Here is a 26,434-nt window from a genome sequence, read left to right on the forward strand (position 1 = left end):
AATTGAACGGCGGACTGCATATTGCGCCGCTAGGATATCAGCAGATCGATAAGCTTACTCGACTGGAGCCGGGAAGGTATTCCGAAGGGTTCAAGTCGTTTTCGGAAGGCCTTCAAGCCGCACTCCTAAAAGCAGTGGACGGCGGCACCCTAGCATTCGTCGAGACGAATTATTTCGGTGGTACGGGTTCCCAAGCCGCAGCCGTAATCGCAGGTGGAAAAGTTGCGATGCAAGCAGCGACCGCCGTAACGCGAAATCCGGTGCGTCGAGACGATCCAATCAATTCCGCACTTCGGGCGTTGGGCGTCGAAGCCGCTAGCGGAATGGATGAATTCGATACTGTGGGCTTGGGGCGATTTCGGGATTTGGAATCGCTTGGGTTGGACGAGTGGGACGATGAATGAACGGGCCGCGCCCAAGCCGCTAGGCAAGGCGCATTCGAACATCGTCGCGGAGCAATTTAAGGCGCTTGGCTGGACTCTCACGCACGAGTTTCGCGCCGATGGCGACGGCGAACCCTACGAATATCTGTTCGAATGGCAGCGCGAGGGCGAACCTGCATACCCGGCGCGGTAACAAATTTTCGCCGAACAGCGCGAAAATTAAGCGCCGAATTATAGTGGCAATTTAGGTGGTAGGCCGGGTAGCGTTTTCAGAAAATCACCTATTTTCAATTCTTTATGTGATGTTCTGGCGGAGACGGAGGGATTCGAACCCTCGATACGGTTTCCCGTATGACGCTTTAGCAAAGCGTTGGTTTCAGCCACTCACCCACGTCTCCGAGGAAGGCCCGAGCGCCGCGCTATAGCGGGGCAGTTTGCGCGGATCAACGGCCGATACGGTGCCCGTGCGCAGCTTTTGCCGACTCGCATGGCCGCGAATTCGACTCGGGTCGTCGCGCGTTCATTGCCGCGACAGGCGGCGGGGCATAGCATCCGCCAAGCCATTGGTCTGGGGAGGTTTCCATGCGATTGCGCAGGTGGGTTTCGGTGGGCGCCGCCGCAGCGCTGGTGCTGGCCGCCATGCCCGGTTCGGCGCAGGTGGGGACGATCGATCCCAACAGCGCGATCGATTCGGACCTCGATCCGCCCGCCCCGCCCCGGCAGCAGGAGGCGCCGCCCCAGCCGGACCAGCCCTATAACGATCCCTATGCCGCCCCCGCCCCGGGGCAGGAGGCGCCCCCGCCCTCGTCCGATCCGATGAGCGCGCGGCGCCAGGCGACCAACACCTTCCAGCGCGACGACCTGATCGGCGCGGCGGAGGGCGTGTTCGGCAAGGGCGCATCCGGCCTTGCCCGCATCATCGAGAATATCCTGCGCGATCAGGGCGAGCCCAACGCCTATATCGCCGGGCGCGAGGCCGCGGGCGCGATCGTCGTCGGCCTGCGCTATGGCTCGGGCAAGATGTTCCACAAGGTGGAGGGCGAGCGGCCCGTCTATTGGACCGGCCCCTCGGTCGGCTTCGATCTGGGCGGCGACGCGACCAAGGTGTTCGTGCTGGTCTACAACCTCTACGACACCCAGGACCTGTACAAGCGCTATCCCTCGGGCGAGGGGCGCGTCTATCTGGTCGGCGGCTTTTCGGCCACCTATCTGCGCCGCGGCAATGTGGTGCTGATCCCGATCCGGCTGGGCGTCGGCTGGCGGCTGGGCGTCAACGCCGGCTATATGAAATTCACCGAGAAGAAGCGCTGGCTGCCGTTCTGAACGGCGCTCAGGCGGTGGTGAAGCGCTTCACCGTCTGGAGCAGGCGGCGGTAGTTTTCCGGCCGGGCGTAGGATTCGTCTTCATGCGCCAGATCCGGATTGATGAAACGACAGTTTACCACAAGATTTTGAAGGTCCGGGTCGTATTTTGATAGGAGTTTCGCCCGTATTTTCTGATCCGAGAACTTCGCGAGCAGATCGATGTCGCTGGCGAACTTTTCCGGCCCGTATTTCTTTGACACAAAATCGAGTGCAAGGCGCCAATCGGGCTCGCCGACGACCGGCGGCAGGCCCGCTTCGCTTTTGATGTGACCGATCAGCAGCGGCAGCAGATAGGGTAACAGGATTTTGTGGGGCGCAGACAGGGCGACGCCGGTCTGCAGCATCTCCATCAGTTCGAACGCATCGCGCGCCTTCAACCCATAGAGCCGCATATAGGCAGCGATGAACGATGGCGTGTCGTCCGAATCCTGCCCATGCACGTTAATCGCCTCGATGCGCGGCCGGATGAAGCGATCGTCGGCTATTCCAAGCATCACCACCAGATGCTCGATCAGCGGCTTCAGCTCCGCCTCCCGAAGCGTGTAGCGCCGGTTGAAGAAGCGGCGGAGATACGCCGCGCCGTCGAATCCGCTGCCATATGCCGCCTTCACCGAATGGCTGAGCTGCTCGCCATGGAGCCCGAGCACGAAGGCGACGCCGGAGACGTCGAACAGATGCTTCACCTCCTCCAGCAGCTTGATCGCATAGGTAGGGCGGCAGCGGTCCAGTTCGTCGATCACGATGGTGACGGGCAGTTGCATCCCCTCCGCCGCCAGTGCCCGGACCACCTCAGCCAACCCCTCGCGCATCTCGCGGATCGCCGCCTTCCCTTCGCGAAAACGCTGGATCCGCGACTCCATCGGCGGAGCCACCGCCGCGCCCAGCGCGGTCGCCGCATCGTCGGCGATGCCCGATCCTGCCCCTTTCAACGCATCCGTCCGAACGTCCTTCGAGACCTCGTCGGCCCCGGCCACCACCTCGCCCGCCGCATCGACAGCGCCCTGGGTGATCAGAAGTCCGACCGCGCGTCTGGCCAGGCCCATCCCGACGATCGTCGCAACGCGCCCCGCCTTGGCGCGAAAACGCGCCATTCTGTCGGCAACTGTCTTGGATTTGGCGGTCCAGGGCTTGAGCGCTTCCTCCAGCGTCGCCGCCAGCGCAACCAGCGGTTCGTCTTCAAGGTCGTCCACCCAAGCGTCCACGAAGGCGACGGCGTGGCCGGTCGTGCGCATGTGACGAACAAATCGCCTCAGGAAGAAGGACTTGCCCTGGCCATAGGCGGCATCGACGGCCAGAACATGGGCATGCCCATCGTCACGCAGCGGCGGCCGGGAAGCGACGCTTTCAAGATAGCCGATCAGATCTTCCGCTTCTGGTCTGCGCCCCAGAAAATCATCCGCCCAGATTTCTTCGATCGTTTCCATGCGAACATGCTAGCCGACCTTCCCGCGATCCGGCCAGTAGTCGCACATCATGCCCGCAACTTGCGCCTCAACCGAACTCGACGCTCTCGAACTTCACCGGCGCGCCGATCGCGGCGTTGGCCAGTTCGCCCTCCCACATCACGCGGTTGCCGCGCACGATCGTGCCCAACGGCCGCCCGGTCAGCTCCATCCCCGTGAACGGCGACCAGCCGCAGCGCGAGGCGAGCCAGCTTTCCTCCACCGTCCAGCGCGCCTTCAGGTCCACGATGCTGAAATCGGCGTCATAGCCCACCGCGATCCGCCCCTTGCCGGCGATGCCGAACACGCGCTGCGGCCCGGCGCTGGTCAGGTCGATCAGCCGCGCCAGCGTCAGCCGCCCCTTGGCGACATGATCGAGCATCAGCGGCAACAGCGTCTGCACGCCGGGCATGCCGCTGGGGCTCTTGGGATATTCCTGCGCCTTTTCCTCGCGCGTGTGCGGCGCGTGATCCGATCCGATCACGTCGGGCACGCCCTGCGCCAGCCAGCGCCACAGCCCGTCGCGGTGCGCGCCCGATCGGATCGGCGGGTTCATCTGGGCGAAGGTGCCGATGCGCGGATAGGCTTCCTCCGCCGCCAGCGTCAGGTGCTGGGGCGTCACCTCGCACGTCGCGATGTCCTTGTGCCGGCCCAGCAGCTCCAGCTCGGCGGGCGTGGTGACGTGGAGCACATGGATGCGCCGCCGCGCCTCCCGCGCCAGCCGCAGGATGCGCGTGGTGGCCAGCATCGCGCTCTCGTCGTCGCGCCAGACCGGATGGGAGGAAGGATCGCCCGCGATCCGCTCGCCCAGCCGTTCCTGCATGCGGAACTCGTCCTCGGCGTGGATCGCCACGCGGCGATGGCCGGATGCCAGCACGCGCGCCAGATTGGCGTCGTCGGAAACCAGCAGGTCGCCGGTGGAGGCGCCCATGAAGATCTTCACGCCCGCCGTGCCCGGCATCCGCTCCAGCTCGGCCAGGCTCCCGGCATTGTGGTTGGTCGCACCGACATAGAAGGCATGGTCGCACCACATGCGATCCCGGGCGCGGGCCAGCTTGTCGGTCACCGCTTCGGCCGAATCGGTGTTGGGCTTGGTGTTCGGCATCTCGAACACCGCGGTCACCCCGCCCAGCACGGCGGCGCGGCTGCCGCTCTCCAGGTCTTCCTTGGCCTCCAGCCCCGGCTCGCGGAAATGCACCTGGCTGTCGATCACGCCGGGCAGCACGTCCAGCCCCGTGCAGTCGATCGTCTCGCCCGCGTCGCCCACGTCGCCGATCGCCACGATCCTGCCGCCGCTTACGCCCAGGTCCACCTCGGCCGGCCCGCCCGGAAGATGGACGCGCCCGCGCGTGAGCTTGAGTTCGATCGCCATCGCTGCCTCTTTCGCCGGAGTCGCTGGCGTCCTACCTTTCCTGCATGAGCGACACCACCCCGGCGACCTGGCTTTCCGATCGCGCGCTGCTGCGTGTCAGCGGCGAGGATGTGCGCGGCTTCCTCCAGGGCCTGGTGACGCAGGACCTGGGCACGGTCGCGGCCGGGCGGCCGCAATGGGCAGGACTGCTGACGCCGCAGGGCAAGGCGCTGTTCGATTTCCTGCTGTGGGAGGATGGCGGCGATATCCTGATCGATTGCGAGGCCACGCAGCGCGATGCGCTCGCCCGGCGGTTGTCGATCTATCGCCTGCGCCGCCCGATCGTGATCGCGCCGGCGGAAGGCGGCGTCCATTGGGCGCGCGATGGCGGGGAGGGCGTGCCCGATCCACGGCTCGCCGCACTCGGCCGCCGCTGGCTCGGCACGGCGGGCGGAGCCCCCGCGGACGGCGCATGGCGCGCGCACCGGCTGGCGCTAGGGGTGACCGAGGGCACCGCCGAACTGGGGCAGGACGCGACGCTCTGGCTGGAATGCAACGCCGCGGAGCTGAACGGCGTCAGCTTCGCCAAGGGCTGCTACATCGGCCAGGAAAACACCGCGCGCATGCATTATCGCGCGAAGGTCAACCGCCGCCTGATCGTCGCGCCGCTGGCCGCGGCCGGCGATCGCACGCGCGCCCTCTATCCCGATCTCGGCCTGATAGTGGAATTGCGGCGCGTTGAGGCGCTGGGCGACGCGCTGGTGCCGGATTGGCTCGCGCCTGCGCTGACGGATGGGGAGGCGCGGCCTTAGCGCCTGTCCTGCTTGGGCGGCACCCGGCGATCCTCCGCCCGGCGGCACAACGGCAGCATCTCATGTGCTTCCGGGTGGGAGAGTTCCACGAACGGCGTGCAGGACCCGGAGCGCTTTCTACGGCGGGGCGCGGTTTGCCCGGCCCCGCTCACCCTGAGCTGTCGCGGCGCAGTTTATGTTTCACGCAAAGGCGCGAAGACGCGAAGATTTTAGCGAACTGAATTCACCGAGAGGGCGCGGAGGTGCGTCGCCGGCTTGCGCCGAAGGCGCCCACTCAACGGCCGCGCGTGCGCCGCCGCCGGGAATCGCGGGCCGCTGTCGCTGCAAGGCCCTCTCCGCCCCCTCTGCCCCTGCGCGAACAAGAAAACCGCTTCGCGCCTTCGCGCCTTCGCGTGATTCAAATAGCGAAAGGCCAACGCCGCCGGCGGGCGCCCACGTCCCGTCTCTACAGCGGAGCGCGTTCAAACGGATGACGAACGCCGCTTAGATTCGAGGCGCGATGCTCTACCCCTGCGGCATCGCCTGGCGGCCCGGATGGCATGCAGGGCAGAGGCCGGCCGGCGCTCCGGTTCGACGGACGGTAGTGGCGGCCCTCCACTCCGGCCATGGCGCCGCCCGGAGGCAAACCAGGCCAGCCGCGATTTCCGAAGCCGCCACACGCAACTGCCCCGCCCGAGCCGCCACGCCGCCGCCCGCGCAAAGAAAAAGGGAGGCCGGTCGCCCGGCCTCCCCAATTCTGTCGTCCCTAAGGGACCGTGGCTCAGTAACCCGAACCCGGACCGTAGGAGACTTCCACGCGGCGGTTCTGCAGCTCGCGGACACCGTCGGCGGTGGCGACGCGCGGACGGCTCTCGCCGAACGCTTCGGTCGCGATCACGCCATCGGGGATGCCGCGGCCCGACAGGTAGCCCTTCACCGCGTCGGCGCGACGCTGCGAGAGACCCACGTTGTAGCTCGCCGCACCCGAACGGTCGGCGTGGCCCGCCAGCATCACCTGCGCGTTGCCGCAGCTCTGGTAGTTGCTGATGGCATTGTCGAGAATGCCAGCCGCTTCCGGCGTGATGTCCGACTTATCCCAGTCGAAGAACACGATGTACGGCCCCGGGGTGCACTGCACTTCCGGCTCCGGCGGGGGAGGCGGCGGCGGCGGCGGCGGGGGAGGCGGCGGCGGGGGAGGCGGCGGCGGCGGCGGCGGCGGCGGAGCAGCCGGCGCACCGAAGTTGAAGGTCAGGCCGCCCAGCACGGAGTGCGAACGGAACCGGCCCTCGAAGCTGCGGCCCGTGATGTCGACGACGTTGAAGTTGTCGGCATTGAAGAACCGGTACTTGAAGGTCACGTCGATCGAGTCGCTCAGCGGAGCGCGCAGGCCGGCGAACGCCTGCCAGGCGAAAACCGTGTCCGAGTCGTCGATCGTCGAACCCAGCGTGTTGAGCTGCAGGTCGGTCGCGACGCGAGCGACACCGGCGCCACCGCCGACGAAGCCCTGCACGCCGTCATCCTCGCCGAAGTCGAGCATGCCGTTGACCATGAAGCTCAGCGCCGAGGTGCTGCCGCCGGCATAGCCGAAGGTCTGCGGCGGAGCGTTGCGCACGCCGTTGCCGGTGATCGTCGGCGTCGACAGGCTCGAGGTGTAGCTGGAGATCGCGGCTTCGCGATAGCCAACCTCGGCCTCGATGCGGAACCCGCCGAAGTCGTAGCCGATCGTGCCATCGACGTCCCAGCCGGCATCGTGCTCAAGCAGAGCGGCGTTGTCGACGGCCCCGATGTCGAAATGAATGTCCTCGACGAGCATGGCGCCGCCCTCAACACCCACATACCACGCATCGTCGCGGGCGAGGGCGGGCGTGCTCAGCGCGGTGGACGCAAGTGCCAGTGTGACGGCAAGCTTCCGCATCTTAATCCCCTTTCTAGAGTGTCACGACGGACAGCGAAAACTCCCTAGCCAAACCAAGGTTTCCGCGCAAGCGCACAAAAGCAGGGGACTGTTGCAGGAACGTCACAGGTCACACTTCTGCGATCAATCCATGCGCGCGCATTGCCGAAAGCAACGCCGAGATCGCCGCGCGAGCCTCCGAATCCACCGTGGCGCCACCCGAAGGATCGGCGATCGCCGCGCCACGTTCGCCGACAACCTGAACACCTTCGACGATCAGCCTGCCGTGTGCTTCGCCGATGCGCCATTCCCCTCCGGTATAGAGGGCGAAGCCGCTCTCCGCGATCCATGCGCGCATGCCTTCGCGCGGGGCCAGGAAACGCCAGCCGGAGGCCGTCCAGCCGGCGATGGCGCCCGCGTTCCCGGCCCAGGCGCCGCTGGGCGCATCGCCGACGATCCAGGCGTCGCCCGGCGCGGGATCGGCGGGCGGCGCGTTCGTTCCGGCCGCGGAAACGCTGGCCTGAACGGCCAGGTCCAGCCGCGCCAGCGCTTCATTATGAGACATCTCCTTCTGCGCCTGGCCGGGCTGCAGCATCGGCAGCTCCATCCGGTCGGTTGCGGACTCGCTCATCATGATTCTCCCAAGGGTGGCAGCAGGATCGATGCGGGCGCGGAAACGCCGTGGGTGCCGATCTGGCGCACCGTCACCAGACAGGGCGATTCGCGCTCGGCGTCCGTCACCGCCGCCGCTGGCACGCCGGTCTCGATCACCCGGGCTTCACCGCCTTCGGGCGCGATGGTGACGCGATAGCGCTCGCTTTCCTCGCCCAGCGGCGAATCGGCACCGTCGATCCAGCGCCAGCCCGCCCTGCTGCGCCGCACCCAGCGCAGCTCGGTTCCCTCCGTTCCGGGGCCGAAGCGCAGATGCACCGGCGATGGCGGAACCACCGAAAGGCCGGTGACCGGCGCCTCTGCCGATGCGGGCTCCGAATCGCCCGGCCCCTGCGCGGTCAGCATCGCGGTGGCGCCGATCGTGGAGAGCGACAGCGGCAGCACCGCCAACGCCTCCGCGGAGATCATCGCAAAGCCGTCGCCCGCCATCTGGGTGCCGATCGCCGCCTCGGTCCCGCGCCGCCCGCGCCACAGTCCGCTCAGCCGCCAGCGGGCGCCGCCCAGCGGCTCCGCCGAAGCGAACTGGATCAGCTCGCCGCCGGCCATCGCCAGGTTCGCCCCGGCATGCAGCGCCGCCGCGTCCGCGTCCGCCAGCGTCATCCCGCCATGCGCCAGCGCCACCTCCAGCGCATTCGCCCGGTCCGCCAGCGCGGCGGGCGCCGGCCCCGGCGGCACCGCGATCGTCCCCAGCACGGCGGGCAGAGCGGCCGGCCCGGCCGCCTCCCAGCGCGCGCCGCCATCGGTGCTGAGCAACAGCGCCGCGCCGCGCCATCCGGCCGCGCTGCCTGCCGCCGCCACCGCCAGTTGCGGCACCTCGGCAGGCGTCTCGCCCAGCGGCGGCAGTTCGAATGCGTGCAGCAGCGTGGTTCCCGCCACCAGGTCCGGGGCCGGAAGCGCGCGCCCGCCGCTCGCCTCGGCTGCCACGGCGGCGGGCGCGATCCGCACGCATTCCAGCTTCACCACCATCGCCTCGATCGTGCTGCGGTCGACGCGCCACACCCCGGGCTCGCCCGCGATTCGCACGCGCGCGCCGGGCGGAACCGCCATCGCCCCCGGCCCCAGCGAGAGCGTGCGGCGCTCGCGGTCCAGCTCGGCGCGGGCCAGCATCGCCTCGGCCACCTGCCGCGCGGCTGCGGCGGTGATCGCCGCGGGCAGCTCGATCCGGGCCTCGCGGCTGCCCGCGCCGGGGCGTTCTGCGCGCTGGATTCCCGCCTGATAGTCGCGGGCGGGGTCATGATAGGCCAGCGCCAGCACGCGCGGCGCCGAATCGGCCGCGGCGATCGCGCGTTCGCCGCGCAGCATCGCGCCGCCCCCGGCATGCGCGCCCTCGTCCTCCAGCGTCACGGCGTCGCCCGCCGCGCCCGCACGCAGCGCCAGCGCGCCGCCGTCCGCGGCAAACCAGCCGCCCGCGGCCTCCGCCAGTATCTCGGCCACGGCCCGCGCGCTGCCGCTGGCGGCAAAGCCGTCGAGCGCGATCACCGCGTCTGCCCCGGCGACCGTCCCGGCCGCCGCAGCCGCCACGATCGCCCCCGCCGCCACCGGCGCGGCATCCGCCATTACCTCGAAGGTGAGCGACGGAATCCGGTTGCCGAAATCGCCCAGCTCCATGTCCTCGAACACGGCATAGGCGATGCCGCGGTGCGCGGGCGCCGTGGCGATGCCCTCCGCCGCGGCGATCAGCGGATCGGCCCCCTGGTCCTCGCCGCCCAGGTGGAGGCGGAACCCCGTGCGCGTCTTGAAATCGCCCGCCGCGCCGCGCAGCAGCTTGCCGTCGGCCCAGATCCGCCCCACCCCCAGGATCGCCCGCCCCGAAAGCGCGACCGCGAAGCTCGCCGTATAGCTATAGCCTATGGTGGAGGGCTGGCCCTTGCCGCCGCCCTCCTTGCTGCGATGCTCGATCAGGTCGGTCGCCCAGATCACCGATCCCGCCACGCGCATCGTTCCGAACAGCTTCGGGATCGCCGTGCCGTATGAGGATGTCTGCACCGCCAACTCGGTCAGCCGCGGCCCTTCGCGCGCGGCTGGCTTGAACAGCACGCCGCGGTCGATCGCCTGCCCCGCTATCGCGCCGATCGCAGCGCCTACCGGCCCGAACAGCCCGCCTACCGCGGTCAGCACCAAAGTCGCCATTTCAGTCCTCCCGCATTCGCCAGCGCCCGATCGCCGGCCACGGTTCGCCCGGCCGTTCCACCACGCGGCGCAGCATCGCGTCGGCGTGGATGATCCCGCCGCCCGCATCGATCGCGAAATGAAGCTGCCCCGGCCCGGCGCGCAGCAGCAGCAGGTCCCCCGGCCGGACATCGTCGGCGCGCGCCAGCCCCGCCGCCGCGATCGCGCGCATGTCCGGCGCGGGCGTGCGATCGGTGAGCGTATCGGACGCGGGGATCTTCACCGGATCGGCGGCGGAGACGCGGCTGAAGTCCAACGCGCTTTCGGGCGCGATCGACGATTACCGCCTGGCGTTCGAGGGCGGCGAGACGATGACCGGCCGATTCCTGGTGACGCGGCTGGAATATGCCGGGGATTTCAACGGCGAGCGCACCTACACGCTGAGCCTGGAAAGCTCCGGCGCGGTGGTGAGCGCGTGAGCGGCGGGGCCAATCCCGCCCGCGGCGAGGCGAGCGTGCGGATCGCGGGCGAGACGCTGGTGCTGCGCCCCAGCTTCGCCGCACTGGTGGCGGCCGAGCAGGAGCTGGGGCCGCTGTTCGCGCTGGTGGAGCGCGCGGCGGACGGGCGGCTGGGGCTGGGCGAGATGGCCGGGCTGTTCTGGCATTGCCTGCGCGAGCGGCCCGCGGGGCTGACGCGCGAGGCGTTCGGCGAGGGGCTGGCGGCGGGCGGGCTGGCGGCCGCGACGCCGGCGCTGCGCGTGCTGCTGGGCCAGATATTGGCGGGCCGCTGAGGCGCATGGCCGGGGAAGATTTTGCCGGACAGGCCATGCGGCTGGCGGGCCGGGCCGGGGTGATGTTCGGATGGGCGCCGGACGCATTCTGGAACGCCACGCCGGCCGAGCTGGGCGCGCTGGCGCGCGCGCTGGGCGGGGCGGAGGCCGCACCGGTCGACGCGGGCATGATCGCGAAGCTGAAGGAGCAATTCCCCGATGGATGAGGTGATCGAGAGGCTGGTGGTGCAGGTGCGCGCCGACACCCAGGGGCTGGCGCGCGACGTGGGCGAGATGCGCGCGATGCTGGACGCGCCGCTGGCCGCGGGCGCGGCGAGCGCGGGGCGGGCGATCGAGGGCGCGTTGCTGCGCGCGGTGCGCACCGGGCGGTTCGGGTTCGAGGAGCTGCGCGGCGTGGCGCTGAGGGTGCTCGACGATATCGCCGCGGCGGCGATCCGCACCGGCATCGGCGCGCTGCTGGGCGGGGGCGGCGGTGCCGGGGGGATTCTGGGCGGGCTGCTGGGATCGCTGCTCGGCGCGCCCGGGCGGGCGACCGGCGGGGCGGTGAGCCCCGGACGCCCCTATTGGGTGGGCGAGCGCGGGCCGGAGCTGTTCGTGCCGGCGAGCGCGGGCGGCATTGCGGCGGCGCCCGCGGGCGGCGGCGTGCGCGAGCTGCGCGTGGCGATCACGGTGAATGCGCCGGGCGGCGAGGCGCCGCGTGCGCTTGCCCAGTCGAGCCGCCAGGTGGCGCGCGCCGTGAAGGCGGCGCTGGAGCGGCTCGACTGAGAGTCTGTCCGGAAACGCGCGTTTCGATGCGGCCCCGGTCCGCTCCCCCACCCGGCCACCCATAGGTTACTATGGTACTGGGTGGCCGGGTGGGGGAGCGGGCCGGGGCCGCCATGCGGTTATTGCGGGCGGTAACGCTCCCAGCGATCCGGGGTGGCGGAGCTGGCCAGTTCGGAAACCGCTTCGCGCAGCGCGCGCGGGCTGTCGAACGAGCATTCGCTGTCGTCGATGTTCGCGGCGCGGCCGCGGGCGGGGCCGCGATCCTCCTCCTTCGAGCAATCGGGCGTGAGCATCACGAAGCCGCGGCGGCCCTTGCGCAGGATCGAATAGCCGACGCTGGAATCGCCCGCGTTCTGGACGAGATAGGTGTCGCGCTGGCCGCGCAGGGGGACCATGGTGACCGTGGTGGGCGTGCTCTCGCCGCCCTTCTTGAGCATGTAGACGCCGCGGCCGCGCGGCGTGAGATCCATCACGTCGCCGGAAACGGTGCCGACATAGACACCGGCAGGAACCGGCTGGCGCCCTTCGAACGGCGCGAACAGCGGCTGGGTGGAGCTGTAGCAGGCAGCCAGCAGCAGGAGCGGCGCGAAGGCCGCGATTCGGAACATACGCATCGGATGGAACTCCCCTTCCCTGAGGCCCGAAGCGGTAGCTGGCGCAAGTGTAACGATCAATGAACGATTGGAGGGAGGTTCCCCCGATGGGATGGTGGCTGGCCGAAGCGCGCACCGTGCAGGCCGAGGGCGTCATATCGCGGTTCGACCCGGTATATTGGACGGTGAACTTCCCCCGGCCGATGATGGCGGCGGCGACGGTGGCGGCGCCGGACGCGCTGCGGGTGGATGCCGTCTTCTACCGGCAGGACGACCTGGCCGGGCTGATCTGGGAGGCAGAGGACCGGCACGACCATGTGCTGCTGCGGTACGAGACGGCGCGCGATTTCCGCGGGTGCCGGCTGCGGTTCCGCTGGCGCTCCTCGGGCATGCTCGCGCTCGACGCGGTGAACGGGCCGGTGCTGACGATCGAGGGGCGCGACGCCGCGGGCGATCCGCGCGCCTGGTATGTGCGGCTGTGGAACTATGCCGAGGGCACGCCCGAGGACGCCGAGGTGGCGATCGACTTCGCCGCGGCGGACGGCGGCTTCCTGTTGCCCGGCGAGGCCGATCCGGTGTGGGCGGGCGACGTCGACCGGATGTTCGTATCGCTGGTGCCCGAAGGCTACACCGGGGAGGACGCGGCGCTGGCGGCGCCGGTGGAGGCATGGGCCGAGCTGAGCGGCATCGCGTGCGAGGGGGCGGGCGCGGTGCTGGCCACCGGCGATGTGGCGGTGCCCGGGCATGGGCTGGGCATCGCGACCGGATATGACGATTGCTATCACCTCACCCCCGCGCGCGTGCTGCGCAACATGCTGCACCTGGGGTGGCGCGGAACGATCCTCCACTATGTCGGGATGAGCCATTATTTCCGGCTGGAGCCCGGCGGCGGCGGATATTGCGCGAGCCTGGCGGGCGGGGCGCTGAACGCGGCGTGCGCGGCGTGGCACGCGGATTTCGCGGCGCGGGCGAAGGCGCTGGGGTACGAAGTCATCTGGTCGCTGTCGTTCGAGCTGCTCGACCAGCATTGCTGGGGCGACTGGAAGCAGCGCGCGGCGGACGGATCGGCGGGGCTGACCGGGTGGGAGCCGCCGTCGGCGCTGCTCTCCCCCGCGCATGGCGGGGCGATGACGTATCTGCGGCAGGTGGCGCTGGCCCTGGTCGCGATCGCGCAGGGCGCCGGGCTGGCGGTGAAGTTCCAGATCGGCGAGCCCTGGTGGTGGGTGATGCCCGACGGGCGGCTGTGCATCCATGACGCGGCGGCGCGCGCGGCGCTGGGCGATCCCGGCGAGCAGGTGATGACGGCTACGCCGGACATCGCCGTGCTGGATGCGGCGGGCGCGCTGCTGGCGGAGGCGACGCTGGCGCTGCGCGACGCGGTGATCCCCAGCATCGCGCGCTTCTCCTCGCCGGTCAGGAATTCCGCCCCGCCCACCTGGCGCCACAGCCGCTCGCGGTCCTCCGCCAGCGCGGGCACCCGGTCCAGGTCCACCGCCAGCGCCAGGCCGGGGAACCAGCCCTCCAGCGCCTGCGCGATCCCGCTCAATATCTTGTCCGCCAGCGGCAGGATCGCCTGCCGCCACAGCGCGCGATTGGCCTCGCGGTAATTGGCATAGGCGGCGTCGCCCGGCAGCCCGAGCAGCATCGGCGGCACGCCGAACGCCAGCGCGATCTCGCGCGCCGCCGCCGCCTTCAGCCCCACGAAGTCCATGTCCGCGGGCGACAGGCTCAACGATTGCCACTTCAGCCCGCCTTCCAGCAGCATCGGCCGCCCGGCGTTGCCCGCGCCGGCAAAGGCCGCCTCCATTTCGTCGCGCAGCCGGCGGAACTGGTCGGGCGCCAGCGTGCTGCCGTCGCCGGGATCATAGACCAGCGCGCCCGATGGCCGCGCGGCATTGTCCAGCAGCGCCTTGTTCCAGCGCGTCGCCGCATTGTGGATCGCCACCGCCCCCGCCGCCGCACCCAGGCAGCCGAGCCCGTAGTGATCGTCGCCGGGGTGGAACGCCTTGATGTGCGCGATCGCCGGCTTCGATCCCGCCACGCCGCCCGGCTCCTCGGCCATCAGCCGGGTGACGTGGTTGCCGACGCGATAGCGGTACGCCACCGGCCATCCGCCCGCGTCCAGCTCCACGCTCACCCGCTCGGGCCGCAGCGCGAACAGCTCGGCCAGCCGCCCCTCGGCATCGGTCAGGATCTGGATATAGGCGTTGCCGTGCAGCAGCAGTTGCGCCGCCAGCGTCTCCACCAGCGCCTGCCCGCCCGATCGTGCCCGCACCAGCGCCAGCGCGGCGGTCTCGCTGGCCTTCAGCGGCGCCGCCCCCGCGCCCTCGCTCACCAGCTTCACCGCGCGCTGCGCCACCGGATTGCCCAGATAGGCGTCGCGCACCTGGCCCTCATATCCGCTCGGCCAATCGCCCGCGGCAAACATCGCCGGCACGCGCGACAACGCCGGCCGCGCGCCATCGCGCGCGGATTTCCATCCGAACCATTTCATGTCCTACACCCCGATGCTGATGAAACCGCCGTTCCCGCCCGCCCGGAAATCGCAGGATGCGTTCAACCGGCCCCGGCCTACGGAAGGGGCCTGGCCGCACCCCAAACCCGTTCGCCCTGAGCCCGTCGAAGGGCGCAGTCCAGCCGCCCCCTACCCCCGCCGCCCAAACCAGATCACGTGCCGCGGCCCCTTGCCGTTGCTGCGTGCGCGCACCGCCACTTCCTCCACCTGGAAGCCCGCGTCCGCCATCCGCCTGCGAAACCGGTCGTCGGGCGCCGCCGACCACACCGCCAGCACGCCCCCCGGCTTCAGCGCCGCCCGCGCCGCCTGGCTGCTCGATTTCCTCGCAAGGCGCTTCGCGGTCGCGGGGCGTTGCAACAGCGGGTAAGGTCGCGGGCATGTTGCCGCCAAACATATCTGCCGCCCAACGCTTCGTTGACCTTGTCACGAGAGACGGGAACCCTTCCATCGCGATGCTCGCGCGGCGGCTGGATGAACTTGCCCTCAGTTATCACGACACACCTCCCGGCCGCCCTGCTGACAACGATGCGCCGACGTCCGAGGATAAGGTTGAATATGCGGACATAGGCTCGCGATTCCCCGGTCTCGGCTACTATGGCTCAGCCGATCCCAATGAGGTTCCAGCCGAAGCCACCATAGGCGACGCCATCGACGACATCCTGGACATAACCAATGACCTGAAGGAGGTGTTGTGGCGGTTCGACAGGTTCGGGCCGGACGACGCCCACTGGCATTTCCGGCTTCTGTACCGGATGCACTGGGGCGAACACCTGCGCGACCTCGCCCGCTACCTGCATTCCCGGCTATGGGACGAGGACGAAAGATAATCCGCTCGACGGCGGCCGGCAGGGGCCTGGCCGCACCCCAAACCCGTTCGCCCTGAGCCCGTCGAAGGGCGCAGCCCAGCCGCCCCCTACCCCCGCCGCCCAAACCAGATCACGTGCCGCGGACCCTTGCCGTTGCTGCGCGCGCGCACCGCCACTTCCTCCACCTGGAAGCCCGCGTCCGCCATCCGCCTGCGAAACCGGTCGTCGGGCGCCGCCGACCACACCGCCAGCACGCCCCCCGGCTTCAGCGCCGCCCGCGCCGCCGCCAGCCCGCGCATCGCATAGAGCCCGTCGTTGCCCGCGCGGGTCAGCCCGTCCGGGCCGTTGTCCACGTCCAGCAGGATCGCGTCATAGGCGCCGCGCCCCGCCGCGATCGCCGCGCCCACATCGCCCTCGATCACGCGCACGCGCGGATCGTCCAGGCATCCGGCGGTCAGCTCCGCCATCGGCCCGCGCGCCCAGGCGATGATCTTCGGCACCAGCTCGGCCACCGTCACCTTCGCGCCCGCCCCCAGCCGCCCCAGCGCCGCGCGCAGCGTGAAGCCCATGCCGTATCCGCCGATCAGCAGGTGCGGAGAGCCGCCCTTCAGCCGGTCGATCGTCATGGTGGCCAGCGCCTCCTCCGATCCGCTCATCCGGCTGTTCATCAGCTCGTTGCGTTCCAGCACGATCATGAAGTCGCCGCCGCGGCGGAACAGCCGAAGCGGCTCGCCGCCGGGCACCTCTGCGGTGTCGATCAGTTCGCGGGGGGTCATGCGCCCCGTTCCGCCGCCCGGCCGCGCAAGTCAACCGCCCGGCGGCGCCAGCGTCCGCACCGCCGCGCGCGCCCGCCGCCCCAGCATCAGCTCGCTCATCGCCCAGACGAGCGCGTCGGCGCGGTCGGGCGACCGGCCCGGCCCGGCATAGCCCCCCGCCGCCATCAGCCCGCACAGCTCGTCCTCCAGCGCGGGAAAGGTGCCCGCGTGCCATGCCGCCCCGCGTTCGTACAGCATCGAAACCGGCTCGGCGCGCGCCGCCTTGCCGCGGCTGGCGCTCACCAGCGTCACGGGCAGCGCGGCGTCGGCGGCCAGCAGCACGCTGCGCACCATGTCGCCGCCCTGGTTCTTCTCGGCGATCACGCGCTCGGCCTGCCATCGCGCCGCGCATCCGGCCACCGCGCTGGCCCAGCGCTCGGGCGATGCGCCGGCGACGGTCGCGTCCTCCAGCACATGCGCGTGCCCGGCCGCGTCGCGCCCCACCGCCACGATGCCGCAGGCGTCGCCGTCGGCGCTGGCGGGCGGGTCCACGCCCACCACCACGCGCACCAGCGCCGGGGCCGCGCGGGTCCGCTGCCGCTCGACCAGCGCGCGGCTCCACAGCGCGCCCTCCGCCTCGGCCACCAGCTCGCCGTCCAGCTCCTGCCGGCCCATGCGCGTGCCGCCATATTCGGCGGTCATCGCCTCGATGAAGCTCTTGGGCAGCCAGGCGTTGTCGGTGGTGCGCCCGCGCGTCTGGTGGACGCCCTCCATCGCCAGCACGGCGCGCATCAGCCTGGTCTGGCGGGGCGTGGTGGTCACGATGATGCGCGGCCGATCGCCCAGCCTCAGCCCCAGCCTCAGGTTGTCCCACGCCTTGTCGCCCAGGCCGCGCTGCCACTTGCCCAGCTCGTCACACCATGCCGCATGGTGCTGCGGCCCGCGCAGCGCCTCCGCGGCGCCGGCCGAATAGACCTGGGCCACCGCGCCCGACGCGAAGTGCAGCACGCCCTCCATCTTCGTCCATCGCATCGCCTCGCGCTCGCCGGTGCGCGCCACGGCCAGCAGCCCGCTCTCGCCGTCCACCATCACGCGGCGCGCGTCGTCGGCGGTGGCGCCCACCAGCGCGATGCGCGCGTCGGGGTTGTCGCGGGCGAACTGGCTCACCCATTCCGCCCCGGCGCGGGTCTTGCCAAAGCCGCGCCCGGCGCAGATCACCCACACCAGCCAGTCGCCCGCCGGCTCGCGCTGCGCCTTCAGCGCCCACAGCCACCAGCGTTCGCTGAACTCGCGCGCCTGCGCCGAGGTCAGCGATCGCACCACCACCGCGCGCTCCTCGGCCCCCAGCGCCAGGAAGCGTTCGAAGATCTCCCCGCTGGTCAGCGCCGCCTTCCGCCGCCGCCGCCGCCCGCGCCGCCGCGCCGCCGCCGCGCCCGCCGCGCCCGCCGTCACGCCAGCCCCTTGGCGCGGGCGCGCTCCAGCATCTCGATCTTCTTCAGGATCGCGGCGTCCGTCTCCTCGCGCGTCGCGGCGCGGGGCAGCACGCCGGTGCGCGGCACCTTGCCGTTCAGCGCGTTGCCGTGGCGCGTCAACAGGCGAAAGCCCAGCATCTCGTCCAGGTCCGGCTCGCTCGCCGGGTTGATCGCGCGCGCCAGCATCCGCGTTTCCAGCGCCTGATATCCCAGCGCCAGCGCCTCCTGCCATGCGTCGCGGAACGCCGGCTCCTTGCGGCGGAGCAGATAGGCGCTCTCCTTGCGCACGCCCGCGGCCTCGGCGGCCAGGGTGACGTTGCATTCGCGCGCCAGCGTATCCAGGAAAGCCTCGCGCATCGCCGCCGTCCAGCGCACGCGCGTCCATCCGGTGGTCACCCGCCGCTCCCCCATCATCCCCTCCATGTCGAAAAGAAAAGGGCCGGAAAGCGCCACCGCCCCGGCCCGAATCGCAATTCTTCAGCGTTCCCGTTATGTACCGGAACAGCGTGACGATGTCAAGAGCGATTTGCCTATTTGGTTATTTTCCCCGCGCGCTGCTGGTTCAGGCGGAACAGCCGGGCCAGTATCTCGTCCTCGTCCAGCCTGCCCGCGCGCCAGTCCTCGCCCCAGCCATAGGCATCGGCCACCGCCGCATCCAGCGCGGCATGGGCGTTCGCCAGCCATTGCGGACGCGCGTTATACAGGTTGGTCAGTGTGCGCTTCTTCAGCTCCTTCGCCGCATCCTCGTCCTTCGGCAGGATGCGGTCGGGATATCCCGCCACCACCTCGGGCACGCGCACCACCAGATCGGCCGGGTTCAGCCAGTTCTCGCGCAGTTCGTTCAGCCGCGCCGCCGCCGCCGCGATCGCCTGCGCCCGCGGATCATCGGCATAATCGGCCGCAGGGATGTCCGGGGTCAGCCCTTCGGGGAAGGGGAAGGTCTCGAAACCGAGCGACGGAGTATACTGAGGGTCGTTGCCTACACCGTGCCAGCCGCCGAGCGCGAGCGACCAAGCCTCGTGCAATTTCGAGTGAAGTATGCCGAATGTCGTATCGTCGTCTCGGCATACGATTACCACCCTACTGTCGGGAACTACGGTTGGAGAGGCCCAAACAAACAGACGATATTTTGCAACGCGCGGAGTGAAGATTGCCCGCTGTAGTCCTCGTGCTGCTTTCTTTATGCCGGGGACAGTTTCGCCGTGCTGCCACCAAAACAACCGCCTTCGTTCCCGGCGGTTTGCGTCCCGGAATGGTTTTACGACCGCGCGAACATGCTCGAATGGAGCCTCATAGACCGCTGACTCGACTTCGGACGCAACTCCAAAATCAATGATCCAGCGGCCAGACGCTCGTTGTGTGATATCCTGGCCGTTTAAGAGCGGTCGTACGACATCTGAATTAGGACGACCGTTTGGATTTACCGGCATCGAGAGCCATCGGCGGGCGACGTCGCCTTCTACGTCGAAAGCTCCCACTTTAACCGGTCCCTGAAAACCTACTCCCCGGTTCTCAGAGAGGCGCGTAGCAGAGGTGAGATCGACGCCGCCCCGTTCAACGGACAAGTCTGCGAAGACTTTTCCGACTGGAAGACCGTCCAGTGTGGCGCGCGTCAGAGGCGTAAGATCAAAGGAAACCAGCGACACCCGAACCGCGGCGCCATCGACTGTCCATTCTTGGTCACTCCACGCCTCGAAGATTCGGCCATGCTCGACGATGGGCCTGAGGACTTCACGGTTGTTTCCGCTGCGGATCGAGTTCGTCGCCACAAACCCCGCGCGCTGCGCGCCGCCGCTGGCAATCATCGCCCAAGCCTTGGCGAACCAGTAGCACACCAGATCGACGCCGCCCGGCACCTCGGGCCACGCCTTGCGCAGGGCAACCGTATATTCCTCGCCCAGTTCGGCGAGCATCTTCTTGTTGCCCAGAAACGGCGGATTCCCCACCACGGCATCCGCCTCCGGCCACTCCGCCCGCGTGCCGTCCGCGTTCAGCACGGCATCCCGGCACTCAATCGTCTCCAGCGGCCGCAATATCGGGTTCTTCGCCGCGTCGAATCCGTTGCGCCGCATCCACTGGATTTCGCCGATCCACACCGAAACCCGCGCCAGTTCGGCGGCATAGGGGTTCAGCTCGATCCCCAGCACGCATTCCGGCCCCACCCGCGGGAATCCGCGCGGCAGCCCCAGCGCCTCGGCGTCCAGGTTGGCGCGATGCTCCAGGTCCTTCAACGAACGCAGCGCCACATACAGGAAATTGCCCGATCCGCATGCGGGATCGAGCACGCGGAAATTCGCCAGCCGTTCGACGAACGCCGAATGGATCGCCGCGGCTTCCGCCTTCACCCGCTCCGCCTTGCGGCGCTCCGCCGGGGTCAGCAGCCGTTCCGCCGTGCGCTGGGGCGCGCTCGCCACCAGCGCCTTCATCTTCTCCAGCGCCCCGGCCCATTCGGCCTCCAGCGGCTCGATCACCACCGGGCGCACGATCATCATGATCTTGTCGCGATCGGTATAGTGCGCGCCCAACTGGCTGCGCTTCGCCGGGTCCAGTCCGCGTTCGAACAACGTGCCCAGGATCGAAGGATCGATCTGCGACCAGTCGCGCCCCGCCGCCTTCAGCAGTTGGTCCACATCCTCGTCGCTGACCGGCAGCACCGAATCGTCGGCGAACAGCCCGCCGTTGAACCATTCGATCTGGGTGAAGCCCACCTTGCCGCCCTGCCGCGCCATCGCGCCGAACAGCGTGCGGGCATTCTCGGCGAACTCCGCCGGATTGCGCCGGCTTACCTCCAGCATCTTGCTGAACAGGCTGTCGGGCAGCAGCCCCACGTCCTCCGCGAACATGCAGAAGACGAGCTGGTTGACGAAATGGGCCACCCGGTGCGGCTCATGCCCCCGGTCGCGCAGGCGCTGCGCCAGCCCGGCGAACTCGCCCGCCGTCTCCTCGGTCAGTTCCTGGCGCGATTTCTTCGGCCGGAACCGTTCGGGATCGGTGAAGGCCGCCTTGATCCGGTCGCGCACGGCGCCGTCGATCAGGTCGTCCAGCGCGAACTCGTGCGCCTCCTGCACGCTGTTGGTCCAGTTGGTCCGGATCACGATCCGGTCCATGTCGGAAACGATCAGCAGCGGCGGGTTTTCCAGCGCGACCGCATATTGCTGAAGCTGGCGGTATGCGCTGTCCAGATTGGCGTGCCGTCCCTTATATTCCCATGCGAAGCATCCCCGGCGCCACACATCGGCCCATCCGTCGCCGCCGCTCGTCTTCGCCGCGCCCTTGTCGAACGTGAACCATTCGCCCGTCGGATCGGCCGAAACCGGGTCCACCACGCCCAGCAGCGCGCACAGGTCGTTGAAATGGCTCTGCGATGCGGAGCGCTCCTTCAGTTCGACATGGCGCCACTTGGTCAGGAATTCATGCGGGGTCATCCGGGCCTTCGTCCATCGGTTCGCGCGGCGGTCATGCAACGTTCCTAGAGTCTGTCCTGTTCAGGCGGCACCGCCCTCCGCAACCTTTCCAACGATGCTGCACATCGCCGGAACCTTGGGCTGCTCCGCCCGCTCCCCAACCCGGCCACCCAGCGGCAGTCTATTCCATGGGTGGCCGGGTGGGGGAGCGGGCCGGTGCCGATTCCGCCAAAGGCGGCAAAGGCGGACAGACTCTAGCCGTTCTGCACGGCCGGGCAATCGCGCAGCGCAACCGCCGGTTTAAACCGCTATCCGAATCCCGGATTGGCAATAGACTGGGCCGGGCTGAAGCCGGGCGGGGGGGGGGGCAAAGAGGATGGCGCTGAAACCCAGCTATGGGATCGACGGACGCCGCTGGCTCCCGATCCCGCGTGCGGCCAGGCTGCCCGGGACCAACGCAGCCGGAATCCGCGCGCTGATGTACGAAGACAAGCTCGAATGGTGCCAGTTGCCGCCTCAGTATCTTACGATGCTGGTCGAGGAGGCGGGGGTGCAGCGCCTCCGGGCCGAACGGCAGGTCGGCGTGAAGGAAACGGCAAAGCGCGCCAGGGCCGCGACAGAGACGGCACGGCGGCGCGGCAAATCGCTTTACCGTACCCCGGCACAGGCGGATGCCGAACACGCCGCCGCATGGGAACGCGCCGGGCTTCGCCTTGCCGGGACGACTTGGGATCAGGCGCCGCTTCCCCTCCCGATATCCGGACGCGATCCCGACAAGCCCGGAAACCCATAAGCCCCCAGTCTTCCCTCCCGCCCGCCATCCGCCTAACCTCCCGCAAAACCTCCGGGGAGGAGCATGTCCGTCCGTCACGCGCTGGTTGCCGCGTCCGTTATCGCATCCGCTGCCCTCGGCCCCTCCCTTCCGGGAGCGACGGGCGCCCCACGCCCCGCGCCCCTTGGCCCCGCTCCTTCAGGGGAGGGGTTGGGGTGGGGGCTGTCATCGGCATTGCCCCCGCCATCGCAGTCCGGGCGTGACCCCATCGCCCCACGCCCCGCGCCGCTGAGCCCCGCCCCTTCGGAAACGGCGGGCGCCCCGCGCCCCGCGCCGCTCTGGCCGGGCCGTGGGCATGGCCTGCCCGACGCCGGGTTGGCATGGGGGCTGTCCGCCGTGCCTCCCCCGCCATTGCAATCCCTGCGCAACCCTGCCCCCGCGCGGCGCACGCCGGGTCGTCCGCTTGAGCGGCCCGCCGCGGGCCTCGGCCCGGGCCTGTTCCCCCAGTCCGCCGTCCCCGCCGCGCTCCCCGGTGCCGCGCCCGCCCAGCCCGTGCCCGCGCCCGCAGCCCGCCCGCGCTACACCGCCACCATCACGCGCACGGCACAGGGCCTGCCGCATGTCGTCGCGCGCGACTGGGGGTCGCTCGGCTATGGCTCGGGCTATGCCGCGGCGCAGGACAATGGCTGCGTGATCGCCGATCATCTGCTCACGGTGCGGGGCGATCGTTCGCGCTTCTTCGGCGCGGCGGGGCGGGTGAGCGTGGGGTTCGTCGAAATCGCCAATCTGGAAAGCGATTTCTATCACCGGATCGTGGGCGACGTGGATGCGTTGCGCGCGGCGCTGGCGGGCACATCGGCGGCGCACCGGGCGATGATCGCGGGGTTCGCGGCGGGCTATAACCGGGTGTTGCGGATGGAGCCGGGGCGCTTCGCCGCCGCGTGCCGGGGCGCGGCGTGGCTGCGGCCGATGACGGTGGATGACGTGCTGCTGATGGTCCAGGCGGGGGCGCTGCAGGGGGCTTCGGCGCCCTATGCGCGCTATATCGCCGCCGCCGCGCCGCCCGTGCCCGGCGCCGCCCCGCCCGGCCCGGCGCCGTCGCCCGGCGGTGCCCCGGTGATGCCCCCCTCCGGCGAACCGGGCGCCGCCGCCCTGCCGGACAGCCACGGACGAACCGCGCGGGCCGCCGCCACCGGCCTCCCGCCGCGCCTGCGCCTCCCCGGCCCGCTCCCGGACGCGGCGGGCGCCAGCAACGCCTGGGCCTTCGGCGCCGCCGCCACCCCCAACCGCCGCGGCCTCCTAGCCGCCGCCCCCCACTTCCCCTGGTCCGGCCACAACCGATTCCGCCGAATCCAGCTCACCATCCCGGGGAAGATGGACGTGATGGGCGCGGCGCTCAGCTACTCGCCGTTCGTGTCGATCGGCTACAACCGGCACGTCGCCTGGACGCACACCGTCTCCACCTCGCAGCATCAGTCGCTCTATGCGCTGGCGCTCGATCCAGCGGACCCCACGCGATACCGCGTCGATGGCGCCTATGAGTCCATGACGCGGCGATCGATCACGGTGGCGGTTAAAGACGCGCCGCCGGTCACGCGGACCGTCTATGCAACCCGCTTCGGGATGATGATCGCGATCCCCGGGGCGGGGCTCGGCTGGGGAGCGGCACGCGCCTATGCGCTGCGCGATGCGGAGCTGGGCAATGTCCGCTCGGGCGACACCTGGCTGGCGCTTGCCCGCGCCCGCGACGTCACCCGGGTCCACGCCGCGCTGACGCGCAACCTGGGCATCCCCTATGTCAACACCATCGCCGCCGATTCCAGGGGAAGCGCCTTCTTCTCGGATACTTCCGCGATACCATTCCTCAGCGCCCAGCGGCTGTCCGAATGCGTCGTCGCCGAAGGCGCCACGCCTGGGGCCGATACGGCGACAATCTACATCCTCGACGGCACGCGCAACGGCTGCGCCTGGGAGGTCGACCCGGCCGGCCCTGTCCCCGGCCTGATGCCGCCCGCACGGCTGCCGGCGATGGTCCGGCGGGATTGGGTGCAGAACGCCAATGATTCCTATTGGCTTACCCACGCGCCGGAGCCGATGGCCGCGCTGTCGCCGATCCTCGGGCCGCACGGCAAGCGCCAGACCCTGCGCACCCGCGCATCGATCGGCGCGATCGAAGGAGCGCTCGCCGCCGGGCCGGTGGACATGGCCGCGGTCCGCCGCCTGTCGCTGGAGAACCGCGTGCTCGCAGCCGAGCTGACGCTCAACGGGCTGCTCGCGATCCGACCGGGCCGCCCTTCGCTGGCGCGCGCCTGCGAGGTGCTGGCGCGATGGGACCGGCACGCGGACACCGGCAGCCGCGGCGCGGCGCTGTTCTTCGCCTTCTGGCGCAAGGCCGCGGCGATCCGCGACATCTGGGCCGTGCCCTTCGATCCCGCCGATCCGGCCAACACGCCGCGGATGCTGAACCCGGTCGCGGGGGACGCGGTTCTCGATGCGCTGCAATCCGCCGCCGCCGATCTGGCCGCCGCAGGCATCGCGATCGACGCGCCGCTGGGCCAGGTCCAGGTCTCGCCGCGCCTGGGGGAGCGCATCGGCATCCATGGCGGGCCGAGCGCCGCGGGCGTGCTCAACGCGATGCACAGCGCCGCTGGGCCGGAGGGCGTGGTGCCCTATCACGGCACCTCCTATCTGCTCGTCGTCGGCTGGGACCGGCACGGCCCGGTCGCGGATTCGATCCTCGCCTATTCGCAATCGAGCGACCCCGAATCCCCCTGGTTCGCCGACGGGACACGCGATTTCTCCGCCAAGCGCTGGCTCCGCCTGCCCTTCACCCGCGCAGAGGTCGCGGCCGCGCGCATCGCGCCGCCGGCTACGATCAGCGAATAGCCGCCACCGCCGCCTCCCACGCGGCGGCCTCGTTGTCGCGCCGGGCAAGGATCACCGGCACTTGCGCCGCGCCGGCGGCCGGGTCCACCTCCACCATCGCATCGTAGAGGAAGGTCGCATTGCCCCGGATGGTGACGCAGCCGCCGTCGCCCGGCGCCACCGCCACCGCATGGACCAGCCCGCCCCGGTTGAACACGGTCATCGCGGTGCCGAAGCCGATCCGGCCGGTCAGCCCCGCCGCGAACGCCGACGCCGCCATCGCGCTGCCGCAACTGTCGGTCAGCCCCACGCCACGCTCATAGGTGCGCACGAACAGGTCGGCCCCGCGCAGCTCGACGAACGACACATTCGCCCGCTCCGGCAGCGCTTCCGGCCGCGCCTCGCACCAGTCGCCCAGCGCCACCAGTTCGTCCTCGTCCACCTGCTCGACAAAGGCGACCAGATGGGGGTTGGGCATCGCCACCGCGGTGAAGCGCCGCGCGCTGGGCAGCTCGGGCACCGCCGCCTCCACCACCGCATCCAGCCCCGTGCGCAGTCCGATCGCGAAAGCGCCGACGCCCGCCGGCCCAGCCCGCGTCTCGATCGTCACCACGCCCGGCGCAACGGAATCGGCGCGCGCCGCATCGGCGCTGCTCGTCTTCAGCCGCACCCGCGCGCGATCGATCCCCAGCACCTCGAACCCCAGCCGCGCCACGCAGCGCAGCCCGTTGAGGCACGTCTCCGCCTCGCTGCCGTCGGAATTGAACATCCGCATGCCGAATCCATGTTCGGCGTCGCCCGCGGTCAGCAGCAGCAGTCCGTCGCCGCCCACCGGCCCGGCCCGATCGGCCAGCGCGCGGGCGATGCCCGCCCATTCGGCATCGGCCAGCGTGATCGCGCGCGCGTCGATCAGCGGAAAATCATTGCCCGATCCGTGGCATTTGATGAAGGCGATACGCATCGCCCCCATCTAGGCGTTCGTCACGGGCAAATCTATTCGGCGCCCGCCATTTCGATCACCGGACCACCCATCGCCTGGACCATCGCATTGTCGCGCGCGATGATCTCGGCGAAGCTGGGCCGCGCGTGGAGCGCGGCGACATACGCCGCCAGGCGCGGCCAGCGCGCGCCGTCGATATGCACGCCGATCGTGCCCAGCGTCGCCACAGGGCTGGCCACCGCGATATCGGCCAGCGTCAGCCGGTCCTCGATCAGGAAGCCGCTCTGCGGGATCACGCCCTCCAGATAGTCATAGATCGGCGGCAGCAGCTCGCGCTCGGCGGCGATCGCGGCGGCATGGTCGCACTGTTGCTTCAGCACGCGCGGGCGCACGAAGCGGTTCCCGAAGATCGCGCCGCCCGCCGCCATCATCAGCGTGTCGGCCAGCTCGTCGAACCAGATCGTCCGGGCGCGCGCCTCCGCCGCCTCTGGGATCAGGTTAGGATCGGGATATTTTGCCTCCAGATAGGTTACAATCGCGGTCGAATCAGATATCTTGAAATCGCCGTCCATGAAACCGGGCATCTTGCGGAACGGGCTCGCGGCCTCGAAATCCGGCCCGCCCCGGCCCATCCCCGCCGGCCTGAGCTCCAGGTCGAGGCCCTTCTCCGCGCCGAATACCATAACCTTGCGGACATAGGGGGAGAGCGTGGATCCAAATACGATCATGGCCGGGTTCCTCTAATGACAGG

Annotated in this window: 23 protein-coding genes, 1 tRNA gene and 4 pseudogenes; 12 read left to right on the forward strand and 16 right to left on the reverse strand. The window is 70.0% G+C overall.

Annotation, left to right across the window (positions count from 1 at the left end):
• The first annotated feature begins 2 nt into the window (after positions 1–2).
• Together OM513_RS00380 and OM513_RS00385 are read left to right on the forward strand one after the other, a co-directional pair.
• Complete coding sequence (locus tag OM513_RS00380; RefSeq protein WP_264942169.1) at positions 3–404, forward strand: hypothetical protein; 402 nt, start codon at positions 3–5, stop codon at positions 402–404.
• Positions 397–576 (forward strand): hypothetical protein, encoded by a 180-nt coding sequence (locus OM513_RS00385; RefSeq protein WP_264942170.1) that lies wholly within the window; start codon positions 397–399, stop codon positions 574–576. The genes OM513_RS00380 and OM513_RS00385 overlap by 8 nt, the downstream gene beginning before the upstream one ends.
• 115 nt (positions 577–691) lie before the next feature.
• On the opposite strand, the gene OM513_RS00390 is transcribed toward OM513_RS00385, so the two are convergent.
• Positions 692–781 (reverse strand) — tRNA-Ser (locus OM513_RS00390).
• Positions 782–965: 184 nt separating this feature from the next.
• Here OM513_RS00390 and OM513_RS00395 point away from each other — a divergent pair.
• Complete coding sequence (locus tag OM513_RS00395) at positions 966–1,706, forward strand: DUF1134 domain-containing protein (RefSeq protein ID WP_264942171.1); 741 nt, start codon at positions 966–968, stop codon at positions 1,704–1,706.
• Between the two features lie 7 nt (positions 1,707–1,713).
• Here the strand turns inward: OM513_RS00395 and OM513_RS00400 are convergent, their stop codons facing one another.
• Positions 1,714–3,171 carry a KAP family P-loop NTPase fold protein gene (locus tag OM513_RS00400; RefSeq protein WP_264942172.1) on the reverse strand — a complete coding sequence of 486 codons (1,458 nt, stop codon included), beginning with the start codon at positions 3,169–3,171 and terminating at the stop codon, positions 1,714–1,716.
• A 67-nt stretch (positions 3,172–3,238) separates the two neighbouring features.
• A complete protein-coding gene (locus OM513_RS00405; protein ID WP_264942173.1) occupies positions 3,239–4,561 on the reverse strand; it encodes a dihydroorotase in 1,323 nt (440 codons plus the stop codon).
• 44 nt (positions 4,562–4,605) lie between these two features.
• Between OM513_RS00405 and ygfZ the strand changes: the two genes are divergently transcribed.
• On the forward strand, positions 4,606–5,352 hold the full coding sequence (ygfZ, locus tag OM513_RS00410) for a CAF17-like 4Fe-4S cluster assembly/insertion protein YgfZ (RefSeq protein ID WP_264942174.1): 747 nt from the start codon (positions 4,606–4,608) through the stop codon (positions 5,350–5,352).
• A 760-nt stretch (positions 5,353–6,112) separates the two neighbouring features.
• Here ygfZ and OM513_RS00415 read toward each other — a convergent pair.
• The 4 genes from OM513_RS00415 to OM513_RS00430 form a co-directional block, all read right to left on the reverse strand.
• A complete protein-coding gene (locus OM513_RS00415; RefSeq protein WP_264942175.1) occupies positions 6,113–7,246 on the reverse strand; it encodes an OmpA family protein in 1,134 nt (377 codons plus the stop codon).
• A gap of 109 nt (positions 7,247–7,355) precedes the next feature.
• On the reverse strand, positions 7,356–7,856 hold the full coding sequence (locus tag OM513_RS00420) for a DUF2793 domain-containing protein (RefSeq protein ID WP_264942176.1): 501 nt from the start codon (positions 7,854–7,856) through the stop codon (positions 7,356–7,358).
• The gene (locus tag OM513_RS00425) at positions 7,856–10,027 is read right to left on the reverse strand and encodes a phage tail protein (protein WP_264942177.1); all 2,172 of its coding nucleotides are present in this window, start codon (positions 10,025–10,027) and stop codon (positions 7,856–7,858) included. The genes OM513_RS00420 and OM513_RS00425 overlap by 1 nt, the downstream gene beginning before the upstream one ends.
• 1 nt (position 10,028) lies before the next feature.
• Positions 10,029–10,289, reverse strand: a complete 261-nt coding sequence (locus tag OM513_RS00430; protein ID WP_264943051.1) for a hypothetical protein — start codon at positions 10,287–10,289, stop codon at positions 10,029–10,031.
• Between OM513_RS00430 and OM513_RS00435 the strand changes: the two are divergent.
• The 4 genes and pseudogenes from OM513_RS00435 to OM513_RS00450 all read left to right on the forward strand — a co-directional run.
• A pseudogene (locus OM513_RS00435) lies at positions 10,237–10,485 on the forward strand (phage tail tube protein); the annotation flags it as partial. The gene OM513_RS00430 and the pseudogene OM513_RS00435 sit on opposite strands and share 53 nt — an antisense overlap.
• Positions 10,482–10,796: a gene transfer agent family protein gene (locus OM513_RS00440; RefSeq protein WP_264942178.1), complete on the forward strand. Its 315-nt coding sequence runs from the start codon at positions 10,482–10,484 to the stop codon at positions 10,794–10,796. The pseudogene OM513_RS00435 and the gene OM513_RS00440, both read left to right, overlap by 4 nt.
• Before the next feature lie 5 nt (positions 10,797–10,801).
• On the forward strand, positions 10,802–11,002 hold the full coding sequence (locus OM513_RS00445; RefSeq protein ID WP_264942179.1) for a phage tail assembly chaperone: 201 nt from the start codon (positions 10,802–10,804) through the stop codon (positions 11,000–11,002).
• A complete protein-coding gene (locus tag OM513_RS00450; protein ID WP_264942180.1) occupies positions 10,995–11,561 on the forward strand; it encodes a tail tape measure protein in 567 nt (188 codons plus the stop codon). Before OM513_RS00445 ends, OM513_RS00450 begins: the two co-directional genes overlap by 8 nt.
• 119 nt (positions 11,562–11,680) lie before the next feature.
• On the opposite strand, the gene OM513_RS00455 is transcribed toward OM513_RS00450, so the two are convergent.
• Positions 11,681–12,175 (reverse strand): hypothetical protein, encoded by a 495-nt coding sequence (locus OM513_RS00455; RefSeq protein WP_264942181.1) that lies wholly within the window; start codon positions 12,173–12,175, stop codon positions 11,681–11,683.
• Positions 12,176–12,261: 86 nt separating this feature from the next.
• On the opposite strand from OM513_RS00455, the pseudogene OM513_RS00460 reads away from it, so the two are divergent.
• Positions 12,262–13,536 (forward strand): annotated as a pseudogene (locus OM513_RS00460) (non-contractile tail sheath protein); the annotation flags it as partial.
• Here OM513_RS00460 and OM513_RS00465 read toward each other — a convergent pair.
• Positions 13,536–14,648: pseudogene (locus OM513_RS00465) on the reverse strand (phage portal protein); the annotation flags it as partial. The pseudogenes OM513_RS00460 and OM513_RS00465 sit on opposite strands and share 1 nt — an antisense overlap.
• A 150-nt stretch (positions 14,649–14,798) precedes the next feature.
• A pseudogene (locus OM513_RS00470) lies at positions 14,799–14,975 on the reverse strand (spermidine synthase); the annotation flags it as partial.
• Between the two features lie 146 nt (positions 14,976–15,121).
• Between OM513_RS00470 and OM513_RS00475 the strand changes: the two are divergent.
• The gene (locus OM513_RS00475) at positions 15,122–15,496 is read left to right on the forward strand and encodes a hypothetical protein (RefSeq protein ID WP_264942182.1); all 375 of its coding nucleotides are present in this window, start codon (positions 15,122–15,124) and stop codon (positions 15,494–15,496) included.
• Positions 15,497–15,582: 86 nt separating this feature from the next.
• On the opposite strand, the gene OM513_RS00480 is transcribed toward OM513_RS00475, so the two are convergent.
• From OM513_RS00480 to OM513_RS00495, 4 genes are all read right to left on the reverse strand, one after another.
• Positions 15,583–16,251, reverse strand: a complete 669-nt coding sequence (locus OM513_RS00480) for a spermine/spermidine synthase domain-containing protein (protein ID WP_264942183.1) — start codon at positions 16,249–16,251, stop codon at positions 15,583–15,585.
• A gap of 30 nt (positions 16,252–16,281) precedes the next feature.
• On the reverse strand, positions 16,282–17,613 hold the full coding sequence (locus tag OM513_RS00485; RefSeq protein WP_380916265.1) for a DNA-packaging protein: 1,332 nt from the start codon (positions 17,611–17,613) through the stop codon (positions 16,282–16,284).
• A 65-nt stretch (positions 17,614–17,678) separates the two neighbouring features.
• Positions 17,679–18,125, reverse strand: coding sequence for a hypothetical protein (locus OM513_RS00490; protein ID WP_264942184.1), 447 nt, complete (start codon positions 18,123–18,125; stop codon positions 17,679–17,681).
• 107 nt (positions 18,126–18,232) lie between these two features.
• Positions 18,233–21,127: a class I SAM-dependent DNA methyltransferase gene (locus OM513_RS00495; protein WP_264942185.1), complete on the reverse strand. Its 2,895-nt coding sequence runs from the start codon at positions 21,125–21,127 to the stop codon at positions 18,233–18,235.
• A gap of 457 nt (positions 21,128–21,584) precedes the next feature.
• On the opposite strand from OM513_RS00495, the gene OM513_RS00500 reads away from it, so the two are divergent.
• Both OM513_RS00500 and OM513_RS00505 read left to right on the forward strand, forming a co-directional pair.
• The gene (locus OM513_RS00500) at positions 21,585–21,899 is read left to right on the forward strand and encodes a hypothetical protein (RefSeq protein ID WP_264942186.1); all 315 of its coding nucleotides are present in this window, start codon (positions 21,585–21,587) and stop codon (positions 21,897–21,899) included.
• Between the two features lie 390 nt (positions 21,900–22,289).
• Positions 22,290–24,764 carry a penicillin acylase family protein gene (locus OM513_RS00505; RefSeq protein WP_264942187.1) on the forward strand — a complete coding sequence of 825 codons (2,475 nt, stop codon included), beginning with the start codon at positions 22,290–22,292 and terminating at the stop codon, positions 24,762–24,764.
• Here the strand turns inward: OM513_RS00505 and dapF are convergent.
• Positions 24,754–25,704, reverse strand: a complete 951-nt coding sequence (gene dapF / locus OM513_RS00510) for a diaminopimelate epimerase (RefSeq protein WP_264942188.1) — start codon at positions 25,702–25,704, stop codon at positions 24,754–24,756. The two genes, OM513_RS00505 and dapF, sit on opposite strands and share 11 nt — an antisense overlap.
• Positions 25,705–25,736: 32 nt before the next feature.
• On the reverse strand, positions 25,737–26,411 hold the full coding sequence (locus tag OM513_RS00515; RefSeq protein WP_264942189.1) for a glutathione S-transferase family protein: 675 nt from the start codon (positions 26,409–26,411) through the stop codon (positions 25,737–25,739).
• Positions 26,412–26,434 lie beyond the last annotated feature (23 nt).

The organism is Sphingomonas canadensis, from assembly GCF_026013525.1.
Classification (GTDB): Bacteria; Pseudomonadota; Alphaproteobacteria; order Sphingomonadales; family Sphingomonadaceae; genus Sphingomonas; species Sphingomonas canadensis.